Raw genomic sequence first — 16128 nt, 5'->3', positions numbered from 1 at the left:
GGATGCTGGTCGTGTATGCATCGCTATCGATGCAGTCCGAGCCGCGTCAGGCCGCGCTTGCGATGCCCGGCACCTCGGCCAGTTCCAGCGCGTCCAGTTCGGCGCGGCTCGGCAAACCTTCCGAATCGCCGATCACCTGGATCGCGAGCGCGCCGATCCGGTTGCCGCGCGCGACCGCCTGCGCGAGCGTGCGGCCTTCGAGCAGCGCGCTGATCACGCCGACCGCGAAACCATCGCCGGCGCCGACCGTATCGACGACGTTCGCGACCGGCCGGCCGGCGATCGTCGCGGCATCGGTCACGGTGCGGTAATACGCGCCCTGCGCGCCGAGCTTGACGATCACGCCGCGCGCGCCGCGCTCGAGGTAGTACTGCGCGATGTCCTCCGGCTGCGTGTAGCCGGTCAGAATCTCACCCTCGCCAATGCCGGGCAGCACCCAGTCGGCGAGTGCCGCGAGCGCGTTCAGGCCTTCGACCATCGCCGCGCGCGACGGCCACAGCGTCGGGCGCAGGTTCGGGTCGAACGAGATCGTCCTGCCTGCCGCACGCATTTCACGGGCCAGATGGAACGCGAGTTCGCGCGAACTCGCCGAGATCGCCGGCGCGACGCCGGTCAGATGCAAATGACGCGCGGGCAGCACGTAGTCGGCGACGTAGTCGTCGCGCGACAGATGGCTCGCTGCCGAGCCTTTGCGGAAGTATTCGACCGCCGGATCGCTGCCGTCGTCGTTCTTCGACTTCAGCTGGAAGCCGGTCGGATAGCGCGCGTCTGTGCTCACGCATTGCTGGTCGATGCCCTCCTTCGTCAGCGTGTCGCGCACGTACTGGCCGAACGAATCGTCGCCGACGCGGCTCATCCAGCCCACCCTGAAGCCGAGTCGCGACAAGCCGATCGCGACGTTCAGATCCGCCCCGGCGATGCGCTTCGTGAAGTGTCCGACGCCTGCCAGCGGGCCGGTTTCGGTGGCGACGAACATCGCCATCGCTTCGCCGTAGGTGATCACGTCGAGGGCGGGGTACGGGTGGGTCATGCTGGGCTCCTGGTGGTGCATCCGATGCCGATGATTCAGGTTGCGTTGCGTTGTTTGCTGCCTTGCTTGCCGCGTCGCGGTCTATACCCGCGCTAGCCAGTTCACATAGTGCGCGGCATCAGCATCGATCCGGCTCGGGTCGAACGGAAACTCGATGCCACGCGGCACATCGCGCGGCAGCCGGTCGAGGACCGCGCGGAAGAAAGCGTCATCGGCGGCCGGCGCGATCGCGAAGCGCCGCGCGCCCTCGCCCGTCGTGCTCTTGCAATGGATGTACTCGACGTACGGCGCAAGCTGCGGCGCGATTTCGAGCGGCGCGACGTCGAGCCACGCCCAGTTGCCGGTATCGAAAGTCATACCGAGCGCGTCCGCGTGACCTTCACGCGCGAGCGCGTCGAACAGCCCGACGAACTGCGCGGGCGAGCCGCCCTGCGCCAGTTGCCCGTTTTCGACGACGAGCCGTGGCTGCGCGCCGTCCGTGGTGCCGCAGCCGCTCGCCACCTGCGCGACGAGCGCCGCACCGTGAGCCTCCCCCGCGAAGCCGCCGAGTTGCAGCTTGACGAAGCGCGCGCCGAGCGCGGCCGCTTCGTCGAGCGCCAGACGCAGCGCGTCGGTATCGAGCTGGCCGCTCGCGGCGTACAACGATGCCGGCGTCGAGAACACCGGCCACAGCCCGAGATCGGCCAACGCCGCGCCGAGGGCGCGCAGCCGTTGCGGGTCCGCGTCCGCGTCGCTCGCGAACAGCTCGCGACGCACTTCGAAACCCGCCGCGCCGGCTCGCTTTGCCGCCTGCGCCCATTTCAGATGGCCGTCGGCGCGCACGGCGTTCACACCGAACGCGCTGGCGACGATCACGATCTCAACTGCATCAGCCATGTCCAACTCATTCGATCCTGACGCGAAACCGCTCTTGGAACCGGTTCCAATCACACTTCGAAAAAAAGCGCCGAGGCGCTGCGATGTGCAAATAGTGCGCGGGACGGCCATCGCGCACCATAGAGGAAATCCCCAGGGCGCGCCGGCCGCACGCCGCCCGCGCTGCAGTCAGCCGCCGTCCGCGATACACATCGCCAGAAACTGTTCGACCACCCGCGACGGCGCGCTCGCATGGGGCACCAGAATCGACAGCCGCCGCGTCAGCGGCTGCGGGCTCAGCGACATCAGGCGCAGCGCACCGTTCTCATGCCGCATCGACATCGCCGACACGAAGCCGACGCCCATCCCGGCCCGCACCGCCTCCTTCACGCCTTCGACCCCGGCGATCTCGAGTGCCACGCGCATCGGCACGCCCGCGCGAGCGAATTCGCGCTCGACCGTCTGCCGCACGCCCGAGCCTTCCTCGCGCAGCACCAGCGGATAGGCGCCGAACGCGGCCAGCTCGATGCGCTCGCCGTTGTCCGCCTGCGCGAGCGGATGCGAGCGCGGCATGATCGCGACGATTTCATCCTCGCGCCACGCATGGACGACCGTATCCGGCGGCAGATCGGCGCCGGCGGGACCCTCGATCATCGCGATGTCGACCGAGCCGAGTGCGCCGACGATCTCGGCCGTATTGCCGTTGGCGGTATGCACGGTCACGTCCGGATAGCGGCGATGAAATTCGGCGATGAGATACGGCAGCAGATAGCTCGCCGGCGTCGTGCTCGCGCCGATCCGCAAAGTGCCCTGCTCCAGACCGCGCAGCGCGTCGCGATACGCATGCGCCTGCCGCCAGGTATCGCGCAGCCGCGCCGCATAGCTGGCGAGCTGCTCGCCGGCCGGCGTCAGCCGTACGCCGCGGCCATCGCGCTGGTACAGAGGCTCGCCGAATTCGTCCTGCAATTGCCGTAGCTGTCCGGACACCGCCGGCTGCGACAGATGCAGCGCCACCGCCGCCCGGCTGATGTTGCGATGCTCAGCGACGGCAGCGAACGTTATAAGTTGATCCGGGGTCATCTCGATGAAATATTGGTTGGGCCGATACTTCACATTCTAAATCACGATTTTTCATATCGTTATATCTAATTTAGGATTAGCCCCGTTGCTGCTCATGCAGTTCTGTGCAAGTTCGCTACGAAGTCAGGCACCCGATCATGTCCACACCCACCGTCCCGCTCACTGCCGCCTCACCCGCGCTGTCCACTCGCGGCCAACTCAATGGCGTGCTGTTCGTCGCGCTGTTCGCCGCCGCCGTCACGCGCATCGCGGCGATTCCGGCGGTTGCCGGTCTTGGCCTGAGTCCGCTGATCGTCGGCATCGTCGCCGGTGCGATCTATGGCAATGCGCTGCGCGACAGCATGCCGGCCAGCTGGGCGGCGGGCGTCAACTTCTCGGCGCGCAAGCTGCTGCGCATCGCGGTCGCGTTCTTCGGTCTGCGCGTGAGCCTGCAGGAAATCGCCCAGGTGGGCCTGCCGGGTCTCGCGGAATCGGTGCTGATCGTCGTCAGCACGCTCGTGATCGGCACCTGGTCCGGTATCAAGATCATGAAGCTCGATCGCGACACCGCGCTGCTGACGGCGGCCGGCAGCGCGATCTGCGGCGCGGCCGCGGTGCTCGCGTTCGAATCGACGCTGCAATCGAAGCCGCACAAGAGCGCGATGGCGGTCGGCACCGTCGTGCTGTTCGGCACGCTGTCGATGTTCCTGTACCCGGTGCTGTTCAACGCGGGCTGGCTGCATCTCGATACGGTCGGCGCGGGTCTCTTCTTCGGCGGCACGATCCACGAGGTCGCGCAGGTGGTCGGCGCGGCGAGCAACGTGAGCCCGGAAGCGACGCACATCGCGACGATCGTCAAGATGACCCGCGTGATGCTGCTCGTGCCGGTATCGCTGGTGGTCGGCCTGTGGGTGAACCGCGCGGCGCGCGGCGCGAAGGATGGCAGCACGGACGGCGCCGTCCCGCGCAAGCTTGCGATCCCCTGGTTCGCACTCGGCTTTCTCGCCTGCGTCGCGATCAACTCGCTGCATGTGCTCCCGCAAAGCGCCACCTCGTCGCTGAACCTGCTCGACACCTTCGCGCTGACGATGGCGATGACCGCACTCGGCATGGAAACGCGCATTTCGCAGATTCGCGAAGCGGGTCCGCGCGCGCTGACCACGGGCCTGATTCTGTATGTGTGGCTGATCGCCGGCGGACTGGGCATCACATGGGCCGTCCAGCACCTGTTGCGCTGAGCCGTCGCCGGCCTCCCCGCCTTCCCCGACACCCCGCCGCGCGCGGGGTTTTGGGCATTCTGGCGCCCCATCCGGCCCGCTCACACGGCATACTCGTTGCTGCGAACTTTGCTCCCACAACCCGCCTGTGCGCATGGTCCGATGGCAGCGGTGAAACCGTCTTCGCGCGACGCGTCCCGGCGACCGGAATGAGGATCGATCGATGAGCCTGGAACTGTACTACTGGGATGGCCTGCAAGGCCGCGGCGAATTCGTGCGGCTCGCGCTGGAGGAAGCCGGCGTCGACTATGTCGAAGTCGCGCGCGGCAAGCCTTCGAAGGGCCTCGGCACCGAGGCGATGATGGCGGTGATGGACAGCCCCGACGAGCCGTATCCGCCGTTTGCGCCGCCGTTTCTGAAAGACGGCGATCTGGTGATCCCGCAGACCGCCAACATCCTGTTCTATCTCGGCCCGCGGCTCAATCTCGCGCCCAAGGTGGAGAGCCTGCGCTACGTCGCGAACGGCCTGCAACTGACGATCGCCGACGTCGTCACCGAAGCGCACGACACCCACCATCCGCTCGCGAGCGGCCTCTACTACGAGGAGCAGAAAGACGCGGCGAAGGTACGCGCGCACGATTTCATCGAGCATCGGATTCCGAAGTTCATGTCGTACTTCGAGCGCGTGCTCGCGCAGAATCCGGCCGGCGACAGCTTCATGGTCGGCGACGCGCTGACCTATGTGGACCTGTCGATGTTCCAGCTGATCGATGGTCTGCTGTATGCCTTTCCGCGCGCGCTGAAGCGCTTCGGCGAGCACTATCCGCTGCTCGCCGCGCTGCACGACAGGGTGATCGCCAGACCGAACATCGCCGCGTACCTGGACTCGGACCGGCGCATCGCCCATAACGAAAGCTGCGTCTTCCGGCACTACCCGGAACTCGACGAGGCGGCGACTTGAACCGCGCCGCCCGGCCCCGCCCGCTCGCCGCCGCGCGCCCGCCATTCGAGGCGGGCGCGCTGTCGTTGTGGCGCGGATTTTTCAACCTCCCATCACGCCCCGTACCGTCGACGTGCTTTCATTCCTGCTGAAGCTGCGCACCCGCGCCCAACGCCTTTTCCGCCTCTCCGATGCCCATACGATGCTGGTCTGGTCGGTCGTCGTAGGCATTGTCGGCGCATTCGCCACCGTGGCGTTTCGCAAGGGCATCGAACTGCTGCAACTGGCGATAACCGGCCACTCCGGCAGCTTCGTCGAAACGGCGCGCAGCCTGCCGTGGACCGTGCGCATCTGGGTGCCGGCCGCGGGCGGTCTGGTCGCCGGCGTGTTTCTGCTGATCGCGCAGCGTCACGCCGACCGGCACCCGCACTCCGACTACATGGAAGCGGTCGCGATCGGCGACGGCGCCGTGCCGGTGCGCCTGAGCTTGTGGCGCAGCGTGTCGTCGCTGTTTACGATCGCGAGCGGCGGCTCGATCGGCCGTGAAGGTCCGATGGTGCAGCTCGCGGCGCTCGCCTCGTCGCTGATCGGCCGCTGGGTCCACTTCGATCCGCCGCGGCTGCGCCTGCTGGTCGCGTGCGGCGCGGCGGCCGGTATCACGTCCGCGTACAGCGCGCCGATCGCGGGCGCGTTTTTCGTCACCGAGATCGTGCTCGGCTCGATCGCGATGGAGAGCTTCGGGCCGGTGGTGGTCGCCGCGGTCGTCGCGAACATCACGATGCGCGAATTCGCCGGCTACAAGCCGCCCTACGAGATGCCGGAGTTTCCGACCGTGACCGGTCCCGAGGTGCTGCTGTTCGTCGCGCTCGGCGCGCTGTGCGGCGCGGCCGCGCCGCAGTTCCTGCGGTTGCTCGATGCCTCGAAGCAGGCCTTTCGCAAGCTGCCGGTGGCGCTGCCGGTGCGGCTCGGCATCGGCGGTTTCGTGGTTGGCATCATTTCGGTCGCGGAGCCCGAGGTGTGGGGCAACGGCTACAGCGTCGTGAACTCGATCCTGCATTCGCCGTGGACGTGGACCGCGCTCGTGCTCGTGCTCGTCTGCAAGCTCGCGGCGACCGCGGCGACGGCCGGCTCCGGCGCGGTCGGCGGCGTGTTCACGCCGACGCTGTTCGTCGGCGCGGCGGTCGGCTCGCTGTTCGGCCAGGGCATGCACGCGTTGTGGCCGCACGCGACGTCGGCCGCTTATGCGTATGCGATGGTCGGCATGGGCGCGTTCCTCGCGGGCGCGACTCAGGCGCCGCTGATGGCGATCCTGATGATCTTCGAGATGACCTTGAGCTATCAGGTCGTGCTGCCGCTGATGGTGTCGTGCGTGGTCGCGTACTTCATCGCGCGCGCGATCGGCAAGACCTCGATGTACGAGATCACGCTGCGCCGCAATCGCGAGGAGCAGGAACGAACGCGACTGCGCGCGACGCAGATGCGCGAGCTGATCCGCCCCGCGCAGACCGTCGTACCGCCGAACGCGACCGTGCACGACATGACGCGCGTGTTTCTCGAATATCCGGTCAAGTACCTGTACGTCGCCAACGACTCGGGCGCATTTCTCGGCGTGGTCGCGCTGAAGGACATCACGTCCGATCTGCTCGACCGGACCGACACGTCGATGAAAACCGCCGCCGATTATCTGCAGCCGCATTTCGACGTGCTGACGCCGGACATGTCGCTCGCCGTCGCGTTGCAGCACTTCATGGCGTTTCAGGGCGAGCGCCTGCCGGTGATCGAAAGCACCGCGCGTCCGTTGCTTGCCGGGGTCGTCTACAAGACCTCGCTGCTCGACGCGTACTTCCGCATGAATCCGTCGCGCTAGGGCCTTCGCTCAAGCTTCGCGGCGCGCGATGCAAAGCGCCGCGGATTCTCTACAATGAACAGACCGCCGACCCTGCATGCGGCCGGCACGCGTGAGCCCAGCATGGGCGCGGCGACAGCGCCCGCCCTATACGCCGTATCGTCGGAGCCGAAGATGAGCGAACCGTCCCCCGAGGCCGTACGCCGCGATCAGGCCGGCTGGATTTTCGTGCATATCGAAGGCGAGCCGTACGATCGCGGCGAGCAGCACGGCCAGTTGCTCGCCGACGAAATCAGAAACGCGATCCGCACCGCGCGATATCTCGCCAGGTGGGACACCGGCGAGGAGTTCGACACCTTCGTCAACGCCGCGACGAGTCAGTTCGCGAGCAAGCTCGACACCGAATTCGCCGACGAAATTCATGGCATCGCCGATGGCGCGAAGCTGCCGTTCGCCGAAGTGCTGGCGTGGAACGGCTACATGGATCTGCTGCAAAGCTGGTGGCCGACACATGCGGCGCAGGCACAGCCGCATCTGGGCGCGAAACTGTGGCGCGGCCGGCGCGGTCACCACTGCAGCGCGTTCATCGCGACCGGCAGCGCGACGCGCGACGGCCGCATCGTGATGGCGCACAACTCATGGGACCGCTATGCGGCCGGCGACGCGTTCAACGTCGTGTTCGACATCGTGCCCGACCGCGGCAACCGCATCCTGATGCAGGGCCTGCCGGGCTGCATCTCGAGCCTGACCGATTTCTGGGTCACGGCGGCCGGCCTGATGATCACCGAAACGACGATCTCGAACTTCGCGGGCTACAACCCGGCCGGCGCGCCCGAGTTTTATCGCTCGCGGCGCGCGTCGCAATATGCGAACACCATCAAGGAATGGTGCGAGATGTTCTCGCTCGCAAACAACGGCGGCTACGCGAACAGCTGGCTGCTAGGCGACACGAAGACCGGCGAGATCGCGCGTTACGAACTCGGGCTGCACTATTCGGGCTTCGAGACCACCAGGGACGGTTTCTACAGCGGCTACAACACCGCGACGGATCTGAAGATCCGCAACCAGGAATGCATCGGCGAAGGCGAGGACTATACCGACGTGCGCAAGAACGGCGCGCGGCGTCTGCGTTTCATGCAGCTCGAGGAAATGCATCGCGGCAACATCGACGTCGAACTCGCCAGGCAGATGATCGCCGATCATCACGACGTCTATCTCGATCGCAACGACAACCCGTGCTCGCGCACGATCTGCGGGCATCTGGAGCTCGACGACGCGCGCTTCGGCGGGACCGATCACGGCCCGTTCAATCCGTGGGGCGCGAACGACGGCAAGGTGGTCGATAGCGAAATGGCGCGCGAGATGGCGTTTACCGCGCGCTGGGGGCATCCGTGCGGCCGGCCGTTCGATGCGCAGGCGTTTATGAAGCGGCATCCGCAGTGGAACTGGCTGAACGGCTATATGCGCGACCGTCCGTCGTGGCCGTGGACGCGCTTCGACGTGCTGCGCTAACCCATGGCGGACGCGCGCGGTGGTTCGTGCGATGATGGAATCTACAATACGGTTTTGTCGCAAATGTGCGCGCTTTGCAGTAATTGCCGTCTAAGATGGTAAGGAGCTTGGGCCGCGTAGCGCTACGCCGTCCTTGGCTTGCACCGTCCTTTCGACGCGGGACGGCACAGGGTTTGCTCGATTGTCAGCGCCGCATGAGCTCTAGGAGGTCGGGCGATGAAAACCTCGACACTGTTAATCATGGTGACGCTGTCAGCCTCGTGTTTCGCCGCGCCGGTTCATACCGCGCCGGACAGCAAGGATTCCATTACGCTTGCGCAACGCGTGGACGCCGCGCCGGTCGCGCCTCCTGCCCCGGACGTGGCGAGCGCCGACTCGAGCCGTCCGCAGCACTGGGAGCATATTGCGCTGCCAAAGTCCCGACATCTGGAACGCAGCCTGACCGGGCAGCACGAGCATCTGACCACGTGATGGCGGCCGCAACGGCGGGCGATGGCGCGGCCGCAGCGGCGCGCCGGCCCCGCTTGCGCCGGCTGTCATGAAGATGGGGCGGCGATACGCGCGGGTTTGCGACACACTGCGAGAAACTCATCGCGGCGAGGCGCTGGCTTTTCGCGGCGGCAATAACAACGTGACTAACTCGAGCTCGACAGGAGCATGCGCATGACGGCCTCGGACATCCCCGGCGAATCGATCGATCTGCAGATCGCCGATCTTCTCAGCGAAGTCGAATTTCCGACCAACAAAGACGCGCTCGTCGACGCGGCGCGCGAAGCCGGCGCGAGCAACGAGGTGCTGGCGATGCTCGATAGCATGCCGGAGCAGGATTATGTCGACATCGAGTCGGTCACGCGCCTGATCGGCGGCAATTATGGTCCGGGCTTAAGCATCTGAAGCCCGATTCAGACACGCGTCACCTTCCCCTTCAGAACTGCGACGACGCCGCGATCCGCGTGCGCGGCACCCTTGTCACACGGCGTGTCGTGCGGGTTCGTTCGAGCGCGTCTTCGGCCATCTCGCGCGCGACCTGATCGTCGGACCCGCTCACCTGCGCTACCGCCCGCACCAGCGCCGCACTGCGCGAATCCCGCGCCTGTGCGCTTTCCGGCTGGAAATGCTCGACCAGATGATCGATGAACGTCCGTACCTTCGCCGGCAGATGCAGCCGGCTCGGATACGCAATCGTGATTTCGATGGGCGGCAGGCTGTACTGGTCGAGCAGACGCACGAGCCGCCCCGCCGCCAGATCCCGCCCGATCAGGTAGCTCGGCAGAATCGCCACGCCCATGCCCAGCAGCGCGAACTGCCGCAGCATCTCGGCGTTGTTCGCCGCGATCGCGTTGGTCGGCCGCACCCGCACTTCGCCGTCCGGCCCGCTGAACACGCGCTCCTCGCCGCCACCCTGCTCGGCCGGCCGGCTCAGGCACGAATGCCCGAGCAGATCCTCGGGGCGTTTCGGCGTGCCGTGTTGCGCCAGATACTCGGGCGTCGCGCACACTGTCATATAGCCGGTCGTGAGCCGCCGCGTGACGATGCTCGCGCTGCGCATCTGCCGCGCAACCAGAATACCGACGTCGAAGCCCTCTTCGACGAGATCGACGTGGCGGTCGGCGAGCGTGACGTCGGGCACGACGTCCGGATAGCGCGCCGCGTACGACTGCACGACCGGCGCGAGACTATGCAGCCCGAACACGACCGGCGCGACGATGCGCAGTGTGCCGACTGGTTCGTGATTGCGCGCCACCACCATCTGCTCGACGCCTTCGAGATCGGCGAGGATGTGACGTACGCGCTCCAGATAGGTCGCGCCGGATTCGGTCAGCGACAGACGGCGGGTCGTGCGGTTAAGCAATCGGGTGCCGAGCCGCGCTTCGAGATCCGCGACGTGCCGCGTGACGACCGCGGTGGACAGATCCAGCGCGCCCGCCGCGCCAACGAAACTGCCGAAGTCCGCCACCTTGACGAACACGCGCATCGACTGCAGTTGATTCATGGGACGACTCCTGCCTCGGTAAAGCCGGGCCGGCGCAATGGTTGCCGCTTGTGTGGACCCGTGCGGCATGCGCGCGGGCCTGCCCAACCCAACCGATTCTAGTTATCGGACATGTCCCAACCCTGACCCAGACATGACATTCCGGTCAGATTCGCGGTGGCGTGTCGATCCCGCCACTATTGCGGCGTCTATTGTGGGTTTTAACTAGGTATAAACCCTAGTCTGTTGGTAAAATAGCGGCCGAAAGAAATTACCGCCACATCGCCATGCCACATCGTTTTCATTTGCTCGAAAAAATCGCGTTTTCGCTGGTTTGCTGGTCGGCCGCCGCTAGCTCGGCATATATCGCTTATGAGCGCTGCCCGGATATCAAGGTCGCCCTGCACGCAGGGGCAAAGATCCTCGACGCCAGCGGCCAATACGCGTTCGCTTGCGCGGCGCCCGCCGCCGAAGCCTGCGCGCAACTGCCGGTCGACTGATTTTTGCGGTTGTAGCCGTATCTGATGCGCGATCCGTTGGGGGCGCGCGTTCTTGCATCCGGGCTCAACGCCCACTGTCATGCATCGCGCCCGAACACCACGCGCGAGAAAAACCCCGCCAGCACCATTTCGGCCATTTCGGTCGGCACATTCTGCGGATCGACTGTGTAGAAGAACTGCACGCCGTCGCATAGCCCCATCAGTCCGATCGCGAGCTGCTCGGGCGGCATCGACATCGGCGTGCCCACGCGCTCCGAGAACTCGCGCACATAGGCGCTCAACTGTTCGATCTTCTCGTGCATGAACGCGTTGAAGCGCAGCCGGAAACGGCCGTCGCGCACCGCCAGCAGCTTCGCCTCGACCCATAGCAGAAAACACTTGTTCTCGCGATGCAGCGAGCTGTAGTAGCGCAGCACGCGCGCCTCCATCTCCTCGCGCGACGCCGCGTTTTCGAAGATCGCATGCAGTCCCGCCTGCATCGCTTCGTGATCACGCCGCAACAGCTCCAGAAACAGCTCGGTCTTGCTACGGAAGTTCGAATAGAACGCGCCGCGCGTATAGCCGGCCGCCGCCGCGATGTCCTCGACACTCGCCGCGACGAAGCCCTTCTTCATGAAAGTTGCCTGCGCAGCATCGAGCAGCCGCCCCCGCGTCTGGTCTTTGCTCTGCTCTCGTGTCAGTCTTTGACGTTTCATGGCCGCAAGCCTAGCATCCAAAAGAATTCAAATCCATCTATACATTCAGATACACGAGTGTATTAGAATGCATTTCTTCATCCAAAGCCATATCTGTATGCCATTAGCATGAACGGCGTGCAGGTCTTCGCTGGCGGGCCACGCGGCTTGCCGTGTTCGTTCGCTGTCTCCAGTTGGGGTAATTGTGAAGCGTCCCGGTTCTCCCGCATCGTCAGCGATGCGCCAGCAGTCTCCCCCATCCCATCACCGCGGTTTCTCCAGGCACGCCTGCGCGCTGGCGCTGGCAGGCGTGCTCGCGCTCTCGGCCTGCTCGAAGAAGGAGGCCGCGGCACCCGCGCCGCGCCCGGTGGTCGCGCTTGCCGTGCATGCGGACGGTCACGCGCTGCAGGCGGCGTCGCTGCCCGGCGAAGTGCAGGCGCGCTATTCGACGCCGCTGTCGTTTCGCGTCGCCGGCAAGATCATCGAGCGGCGGGTGCGGCTCGGCGACACGGTGAAGAGCGGCGAAGTCGTCGCGCTGCTCGACCCGGCCGATGCGCAGAAAAACGCCGCGAGCACGCAGGCGCAGGTCGAAGCCGCGCAGCACAACCTCGTCTATGCGCAGCAGCAGCTCGAACGCGACAGGGCCCAGGCCAAGGAAAACCTGATCGCGCCGGCGCAGCTCGAACAGACCACCAACGCCTACGCTTCCGCGCTCGCGCAGCGCGATCAGGCGCAGCAGCAGGCGGCGCTCGCGAAGAACCAACTGCAGTACACGACGCTCACCGCCGGTCATGCGGGCGTCATCACGGCTGAACAGGCGGACACGGGACAAAACGTGTCGGCGGGTCAGGCCGTCTACAACCTCGCGTGGAGCGGCGACCTCGACGTCCTGTGCGACGTGCCCGAAAGGGCGCTCGCCGCATTCGCGGTCGGCCAGAATGCGAGCGTCACGCTCGCCGCGCTGCCGGGCCGCAAGCTCAGCGCGCGCGTGCGTGAGCTGTCGCCGGCCGCCGATCCGCAAAGCCGCACATGGCGCGCGCGTCTGACGCTCGTCGATGCCGGCGCCGACGTGCGCCTCGGCATGACCGCCGACGTCACGCCGGCCGTACCGCTCACCGCGGCGGCCGCGCAGCACGGCGTGTTCACGCTGCCGGTCACCGCGCTGTTTCACGAGGGGCGTGAACCGGCCGTGTGGGTCGTGCGCGCCGCGGACAACACGCTCGAGCTGCGTCGCGTGACCGTCACGCGCTACTACGAGCGCACGTTTGTCGTCAGCGCGGGCCTGAAAGATGGCGAAAGCGTCGTACTGCAAGGGGTGCACACCGTGAGCGCCGGCGAGAAAGTCCGCGCGATCGCGCCGCTGCATCCCGAGGACTTCGCTTCATGAGCACGGCGCACGAAGAAGGCCGCTTCAATCTTTCCGCGTGGGCGCTGCGTCATCAGGCGCTGGTCGTGTTCCTGATCGCGCTCGCCACCGCGTTCGGCATCCTCGCCTACACGCGGCTCGCGCAATCGGAAGACCCGCCCTTCACGTTCCGCGTGATGGTGATCCGCACGTTCTGGCCCGGCGCCACCGCGCGCCAGGTGCAGGAGCAGCTGACCGATCGCATCGGCCGCAAGCTGCAGGAAACGCCGTACATCGATTTCGTGCGCAGCTACTCGCGCCCCGGCGAATCGCTGATCTTCTTCACGATGAAAGACTCGGCGCCGGTGAGCCAGGTGCCCGAGACGTGGTACCAGGTGCGCAAGAAAGTCGGCGACATCTCGGCGACCTTGCCGCCGGGCATCCAGGGCCCGTTCTTCAACGATGAATTCGGCGACGTCTACACCAACATCTACACGCTCGAAGGCGACGGCTTTTCCGCCGCGCAACTGCATGATTACGCGGACCAGTTGCGCTCGGTGCTGCTGCGCGTGCCGGGCGTCGGCAAGGTCGACTATTTCGGCGACCCCGATCAGCACATCTACATCGAGATCGCGAACACGCAGTTGACGCGTCTCGGCATCTCGCCGCAACAGCTCGGCCAGGCGATCAACGCGCAGAACGCGATCGCGCCCGCGGGCACGCTCACCACCACCGACGACCGCGTGTTCGTGCGCCCGAGCGGCCAGTTCAACGACGTCAACGCGCTTGCCGACACGCTGATCCGCATCAACAACCGCACGTTCCGTCTCGGCGACATCGCGACGATCAGGCGCGGCTACGACGACCCGATCGTCACGCAGATGCGCTTCGGCGGCAAACCCGTGCTGGGCATCGGCGTGACGATGCAGCCGGGCGGCGACGTGATCCGCCTCGGCCGCGCGCTCGATCAGCAGATGACCCAACTGCGCGCCGCGCTGCCCGTCGGATTGAATCTGGTCGAAGTATCGAGCATGCCGCACGCGGTCGCGCGCTCTGTGAACGACTTCCTCGAAGCGGTCGCCGAAGCGGTCGCGATCGTGCTGATCGTGAGTCTGGTGTCACTTGGCGTGCGCACCGGCATGGTCGTCGTGATCTCGATTCCGGTGGTGCTCGCGGTCACCGCGCTGTGCATGTACCTGTTCGATATCGGCCTGCACAAGGTATCGCTCGGCACCCTTGTGCTCGCGCTCGGCCTGCTCGTCGACGATGCGATCATCGCGGTCGAAATGATGTCGGTGAAGCTCGAGCAAGGCTGGAACCGCACGCGCGCCGCGGCCTTCGCGTACACCAGCACCGCGTTTCCGATGCTGACCGGCACGCTCGTGACCGTGTCCGGCTTCCTGCCGATCGCGCTCGCGAAATCCAGCACCGGCGAGTACACGCGTTCGATCTTCGAGGTGTCGGCGATCGCGCTGATCGCGTCGTGGCTCGCGGCGGTCGTGCTGATTCCGCTGCTCGGCTATCACATGCTGCCCGAGCGTAAGCGCCACGCGCACGAGCCCGACGATCACGAACACGACATCTACGACACGCGCTTCTACACGCGTTTGCGCGGCTGGATCGGCTGGTGCATCGAACGGCGCTTCGTGGTGCTCGCGATCACCGTGCTGCTGTTCGTGCTCGCGATGGCCGGCTTCTCGCTGGTGCCGCAGCAGTTCTTCCCGAGCTCGGACCGGCCGGAGTTGCTGGTCGATGTGCGGCTGCCCGAAGGCGCGTCGTTCGATGCCACGCTGCGCCAGGCGCAGCGGCTCGAACAGGTTCTCAAGGGGCGGCCGGAAATCGATCACTCGGTCAGCTTCGTCGGCACCGGCGCGCCGCGCTTCTATCTGCCGCTCGATCAGCAATTGCAGCAGCCGAACTTCGCGCAGTTCGTGATCACCGCGAAGACGGTCAAGGATCGCGAAAAGCTCGCGCAGTGGCTCGAACCGGAGTTGCGCAACAACTTCCCGGCGATCCGCACGCGCCTGTCGCGCCTCGAGAACGGCCCGCCGGTCGGCTATCCGGTGCAGTTCCGCGTGAGCGGCGACGACATCGCGACCGTGCGCTCGATCGCCGAACGCGTCGCCGCGACGATGCGCGCCAATCGCGGCACGCGCAACGTGCAGTTCGACTGGGACGAGCCCGCCGAGCGCTCGGTGCGCTTCGAGATCGACCAGAAACGCGCGCGCGAGCTCGGCGTGACATCCGAAGACATCTCCAGCTTCCTCGCGCTGACGATGTCCGGCTACACGGTCACGCAGTATCGCGAGCGCGACAAGCTGATCAGCGTCGATCTGCGCGCGCCGCGCGCCGAACGCGTCGACCCGTCGCAGCTGACCGCGCTCGCGATGCCGACGCCGAACGGCCCGGTCCCGCTCGGCACCCTCGGACATCTGCGCAACGACCTCGAATACGGAGTGATCTGGGAACGCGACCGCCAGCCGACCATCACCGTGCAGTCCGACGTGGCGGCCGGCGCGCAAGGCATCGACGTCACGCACGCGGTGGACCGCGCGCTCGCGCCGATCCGCGCGACATTGCCGGTCGGCTACCGGATCGAGATCGGTGGCTCCGTCGAGGAAAGCGCCAAGGGTCAAACCTCGATCAACGCGCAGATTCCGATCATGGTGATCGCGGTGCTGACGCTGCTGATGATCCAGCTGCAAAGCTTCGCGCGCGTGCTGATGGTCGTGCTGACCGCGCCGCTCGGCCTGATCGGCGTCGTGCTCACGCTGCTGCTGTTCGGCCAGCCGTTCGGCTTCGTCGCGATGCTCGGTGTGATCGCGATGTTCGGCATCATCATGCGCAACTCGGTGATTCTCGTCGATCAGATCGAGCAGGACATCGCGTCGGGGCACAAGCGTTTCGACGCGATCGTCGGCGCGACCGTGCGGCGGTTCCGGCCGATCACGCTGACCGCCGCCGCCGCCGTGCTCGCGCTGATCCCGCTGTTGCGCTCGAACTTCTTCGGGCCGATGGCGACCGCGCTGATGGGCGGCATCACGAGCGCGACGATCCTGACGCTGTTCTATCTGCCCGCGTTGTACGCCGTGTCGTTCCGCGTGCGAGCCGACGAGCGCGAGCCGCAGACGCCGTCCGGTTCCGGCGCCACGCATACGGGTAACTGAGCATGAGCACG

Annotated in this window: 14 protein-coding genes; 9 read left to right on the top strand and 5 right to left on the bottom strand. The window is 66.2% G+C overall.

Annotation, left to right across the window (positions count from 1 at the left end; all coding sequences use genetic code 11):
* Positions 1 to 46 precede the first annotated feature (46 nt).
* The 3 genes from G5S42_RS19865 to G5S42_RS19855 all read right to left on the bottom strand — a co-directional run bounded on the left by G5S42_RS19865 (position 47) and on the right by G5S42_RS19855 (position 2965).
* The gene (locus G5S42_RS19865) at positions 47 to 1030 is read right to left on the bottom strand and encodes a sugar kinase (RefSeq protein ID WP_176108354.1); all 984 of its coding nucleotides are present in this window, start codon (positions 1028 to 1030) and stop codon (positions 47 to 49) included.
* 81 nt (positions 1031 to 1111) lie between these two features.
* Positions 1112 to 1906: a sugar phosphate isomerase/epimerase family protein gene (locus G5S42_RS19860; protein WP_176108353.1), complete on the bottom strand. Its 795-nt coding sequence runs from the start codon at positions 1904 to 1906 to the stop codon at positions 1112 to 1114.
* A 168-nt stretch (positions 1907 to 2074) separates the two neighbouring features.
* Positions 2075 to 2965 carry a LysR family transcriptional regulator gene (locus tag G5S42_RS19855; protein ID WP_176108352.1) on the bottom strand — a complete coding sequence of 297 codons (891 nt, stop codon included), beginning with the start codon at positions 2963 to 2965 and terminating at the stop codon, positions 2075 to 2077.
* 137 nt (positions 2966 to 3102) lie between these two features.
* Here G5S42_RS19855 and G5S42_RS19850 point away from each other — a divergent pair, with 137 nt between their 5' ends.
* The 6 genes from G5S42_RS19850 (at position 3103) to G5S42_RS19825 (ending at position 9353) form a co-directional block, all read left to right on the top strand.
* Positions 3103 to 4182, top strand: a complete 1080-nt coding sequence (locus tag G5S42_RS19850; protein ID WP_176108351.1) for a YeiH family protein — start codon at positions 3103 to 3105, stop codon at positions 4180 to 4182.
* Between the two features lie 202 nt (positions 4183 to 4384).
* Entirely contained in the window at positions 4385 to 5122 is a 738-nt protein-coding gene (locus G5S42_RS19845; protein WP_176108350.1) for a glutathione S-transferase, read from the top strand.
* A gap of 112 nt (positions 5123 to 5234) precedes the next feature.
* On the top strand, positions 5235 to 6968 hold the full coding sequence (locus G5S42_RS19840) for a ClcB-like voltage-gated chloride channel protein (RefSeq protein ID WP_176108349.1): 1734 nt from the start codon (positions 5235 to 5237) through the stop codon (positions 6966 to 6968).
* A gap of 153 nt (positions 6969 to 7121) precedes the next feature.
* On the top strand, positions 7122 to 8459 hold the full coding sequence (locus G5S42_RS19835) for a C45 family autoproteolytic acyltransferase/hydrolase (RefSeq protein WP_176108348.1): 1338 nt from the start codon (positions 7122 to 7124) through the stop codon (positions 8457 to 8459).
* A 216-nt stretch (positions 8460 to 8675) separates the two neighbouring features.
* The gene (locus tag G5S42_RS19830) at positions 8676 to 8930 is read left to right on the top strand and encodes a hypothetical protein (protein WP_176108347.1); all 255 of its coding nucleotides are present in this window, start codon (positions 8676 to 8678) and stop codon (positions 8928 to 8930) included.
* A gap of 192 nt (positions 8931 to 9122) precedes the next feature.
* On the top strand, positions 9123 to 9353 hold the full coding sequence (locus G5S42_RS19825; protein ID WP_176108346.1) for a DUF2795 domain-containing protein: 231 nt from the start codon (positions 9123 to 9125) through the stop codon (positions 9351 to 9353).
* 31 nt (positions 9354 to 9384) lie between these two features.
* Here G5S42_RS19825 and G5S42_RS19820 read toward each other — a convergent pair whose 3' ends face one another.
* Positions 9385 to 10452 carry a LysR family transcriptional regulator gene (locus G5S42_RS19820; protein ID WP_176108345.1) on the bottom strand — a complete coding sequence of 356 codons (1068 nt, stop codon included), beginning with the start codon at positions 10450 to 10452 and terminating at the stop codon, positions 9385 to 9387.
* Positions 10453 to 10718: 266 nt separating this feature from the next.
* Here G5S42_RS19820 and G5S42_RS19815 point away from each other — a divergent pair, with 266 nt between their 5' ends.
* Positions 10719 to 10931, top strand: coding sequence for a hypothetical protein (locus G5S42_RS19815; RefSeq protein ID WP_176108344.1), 213 nt, complete (start codon positions 10719 to 10721; stop codon positions 10929 to 10931).
* Between the two features lie 77 nt (positions 10932 to 11008).
* Here G5S42_RS19815 and G5S42_RS19810 read toward each other — a convergent pair whose 3' ends face one another.
* Entirely contained in the window at positions 11009 to 11626 is a 618-nt protein-coding gene (locus tag G5S42_RS19810; protein WP_176108343.1) for a TetR/AcrR family transcriptional regulator, read from the bottom strand.
* Positions 11627 to 11843: 217 nt separating this feature from the next.
* Between G5S42_RS19810 and G5S42_RS19805 the strand changes: the two genes are divergently transcribed.
* Together G5S42_RS19805 and G5S42_RS19800 are read left to right on the top strand one after the other, a co-directional pair.
* Entirely contained in the window at positions 11844 to 12992 is a 1149-nt protein-coding gene (locus tag G5S42_RS19805; RefSeq protein WP_176108342.1) for an efflux RND transporter periplasmic adaptor subunit, read from the top strand.
* A complete protein-coding gene (locus G5S42_RS19800; RefSeq protein ID WP_176108341.1) occupies positions 12989 to 16117 on the top strand; it encodes an efflux RND transporter permease subunit in 3129 nt (1042 codons plus the stop codon). Before G5S42_RS19805 ends, G5S42_RS19800 begins: the two co-directional genes overlap by 4 nt.
* Positions 16118 to 16128: the final 11 nt, after the last annotated feature.

The organism is Paraburkholderia youngii (assembly GCF_013366925.1).
Taxonomy (GTDB): Bacteria; Pseudomonadota; Gammaproteobacteria; order Burkholderiales; family Burkholderiaceae; genus Paraburkholderia; species Paraburkholderia youngii.
This window is presented reverse-complemented; position numbering and strand designations above follow the sequence as displayed.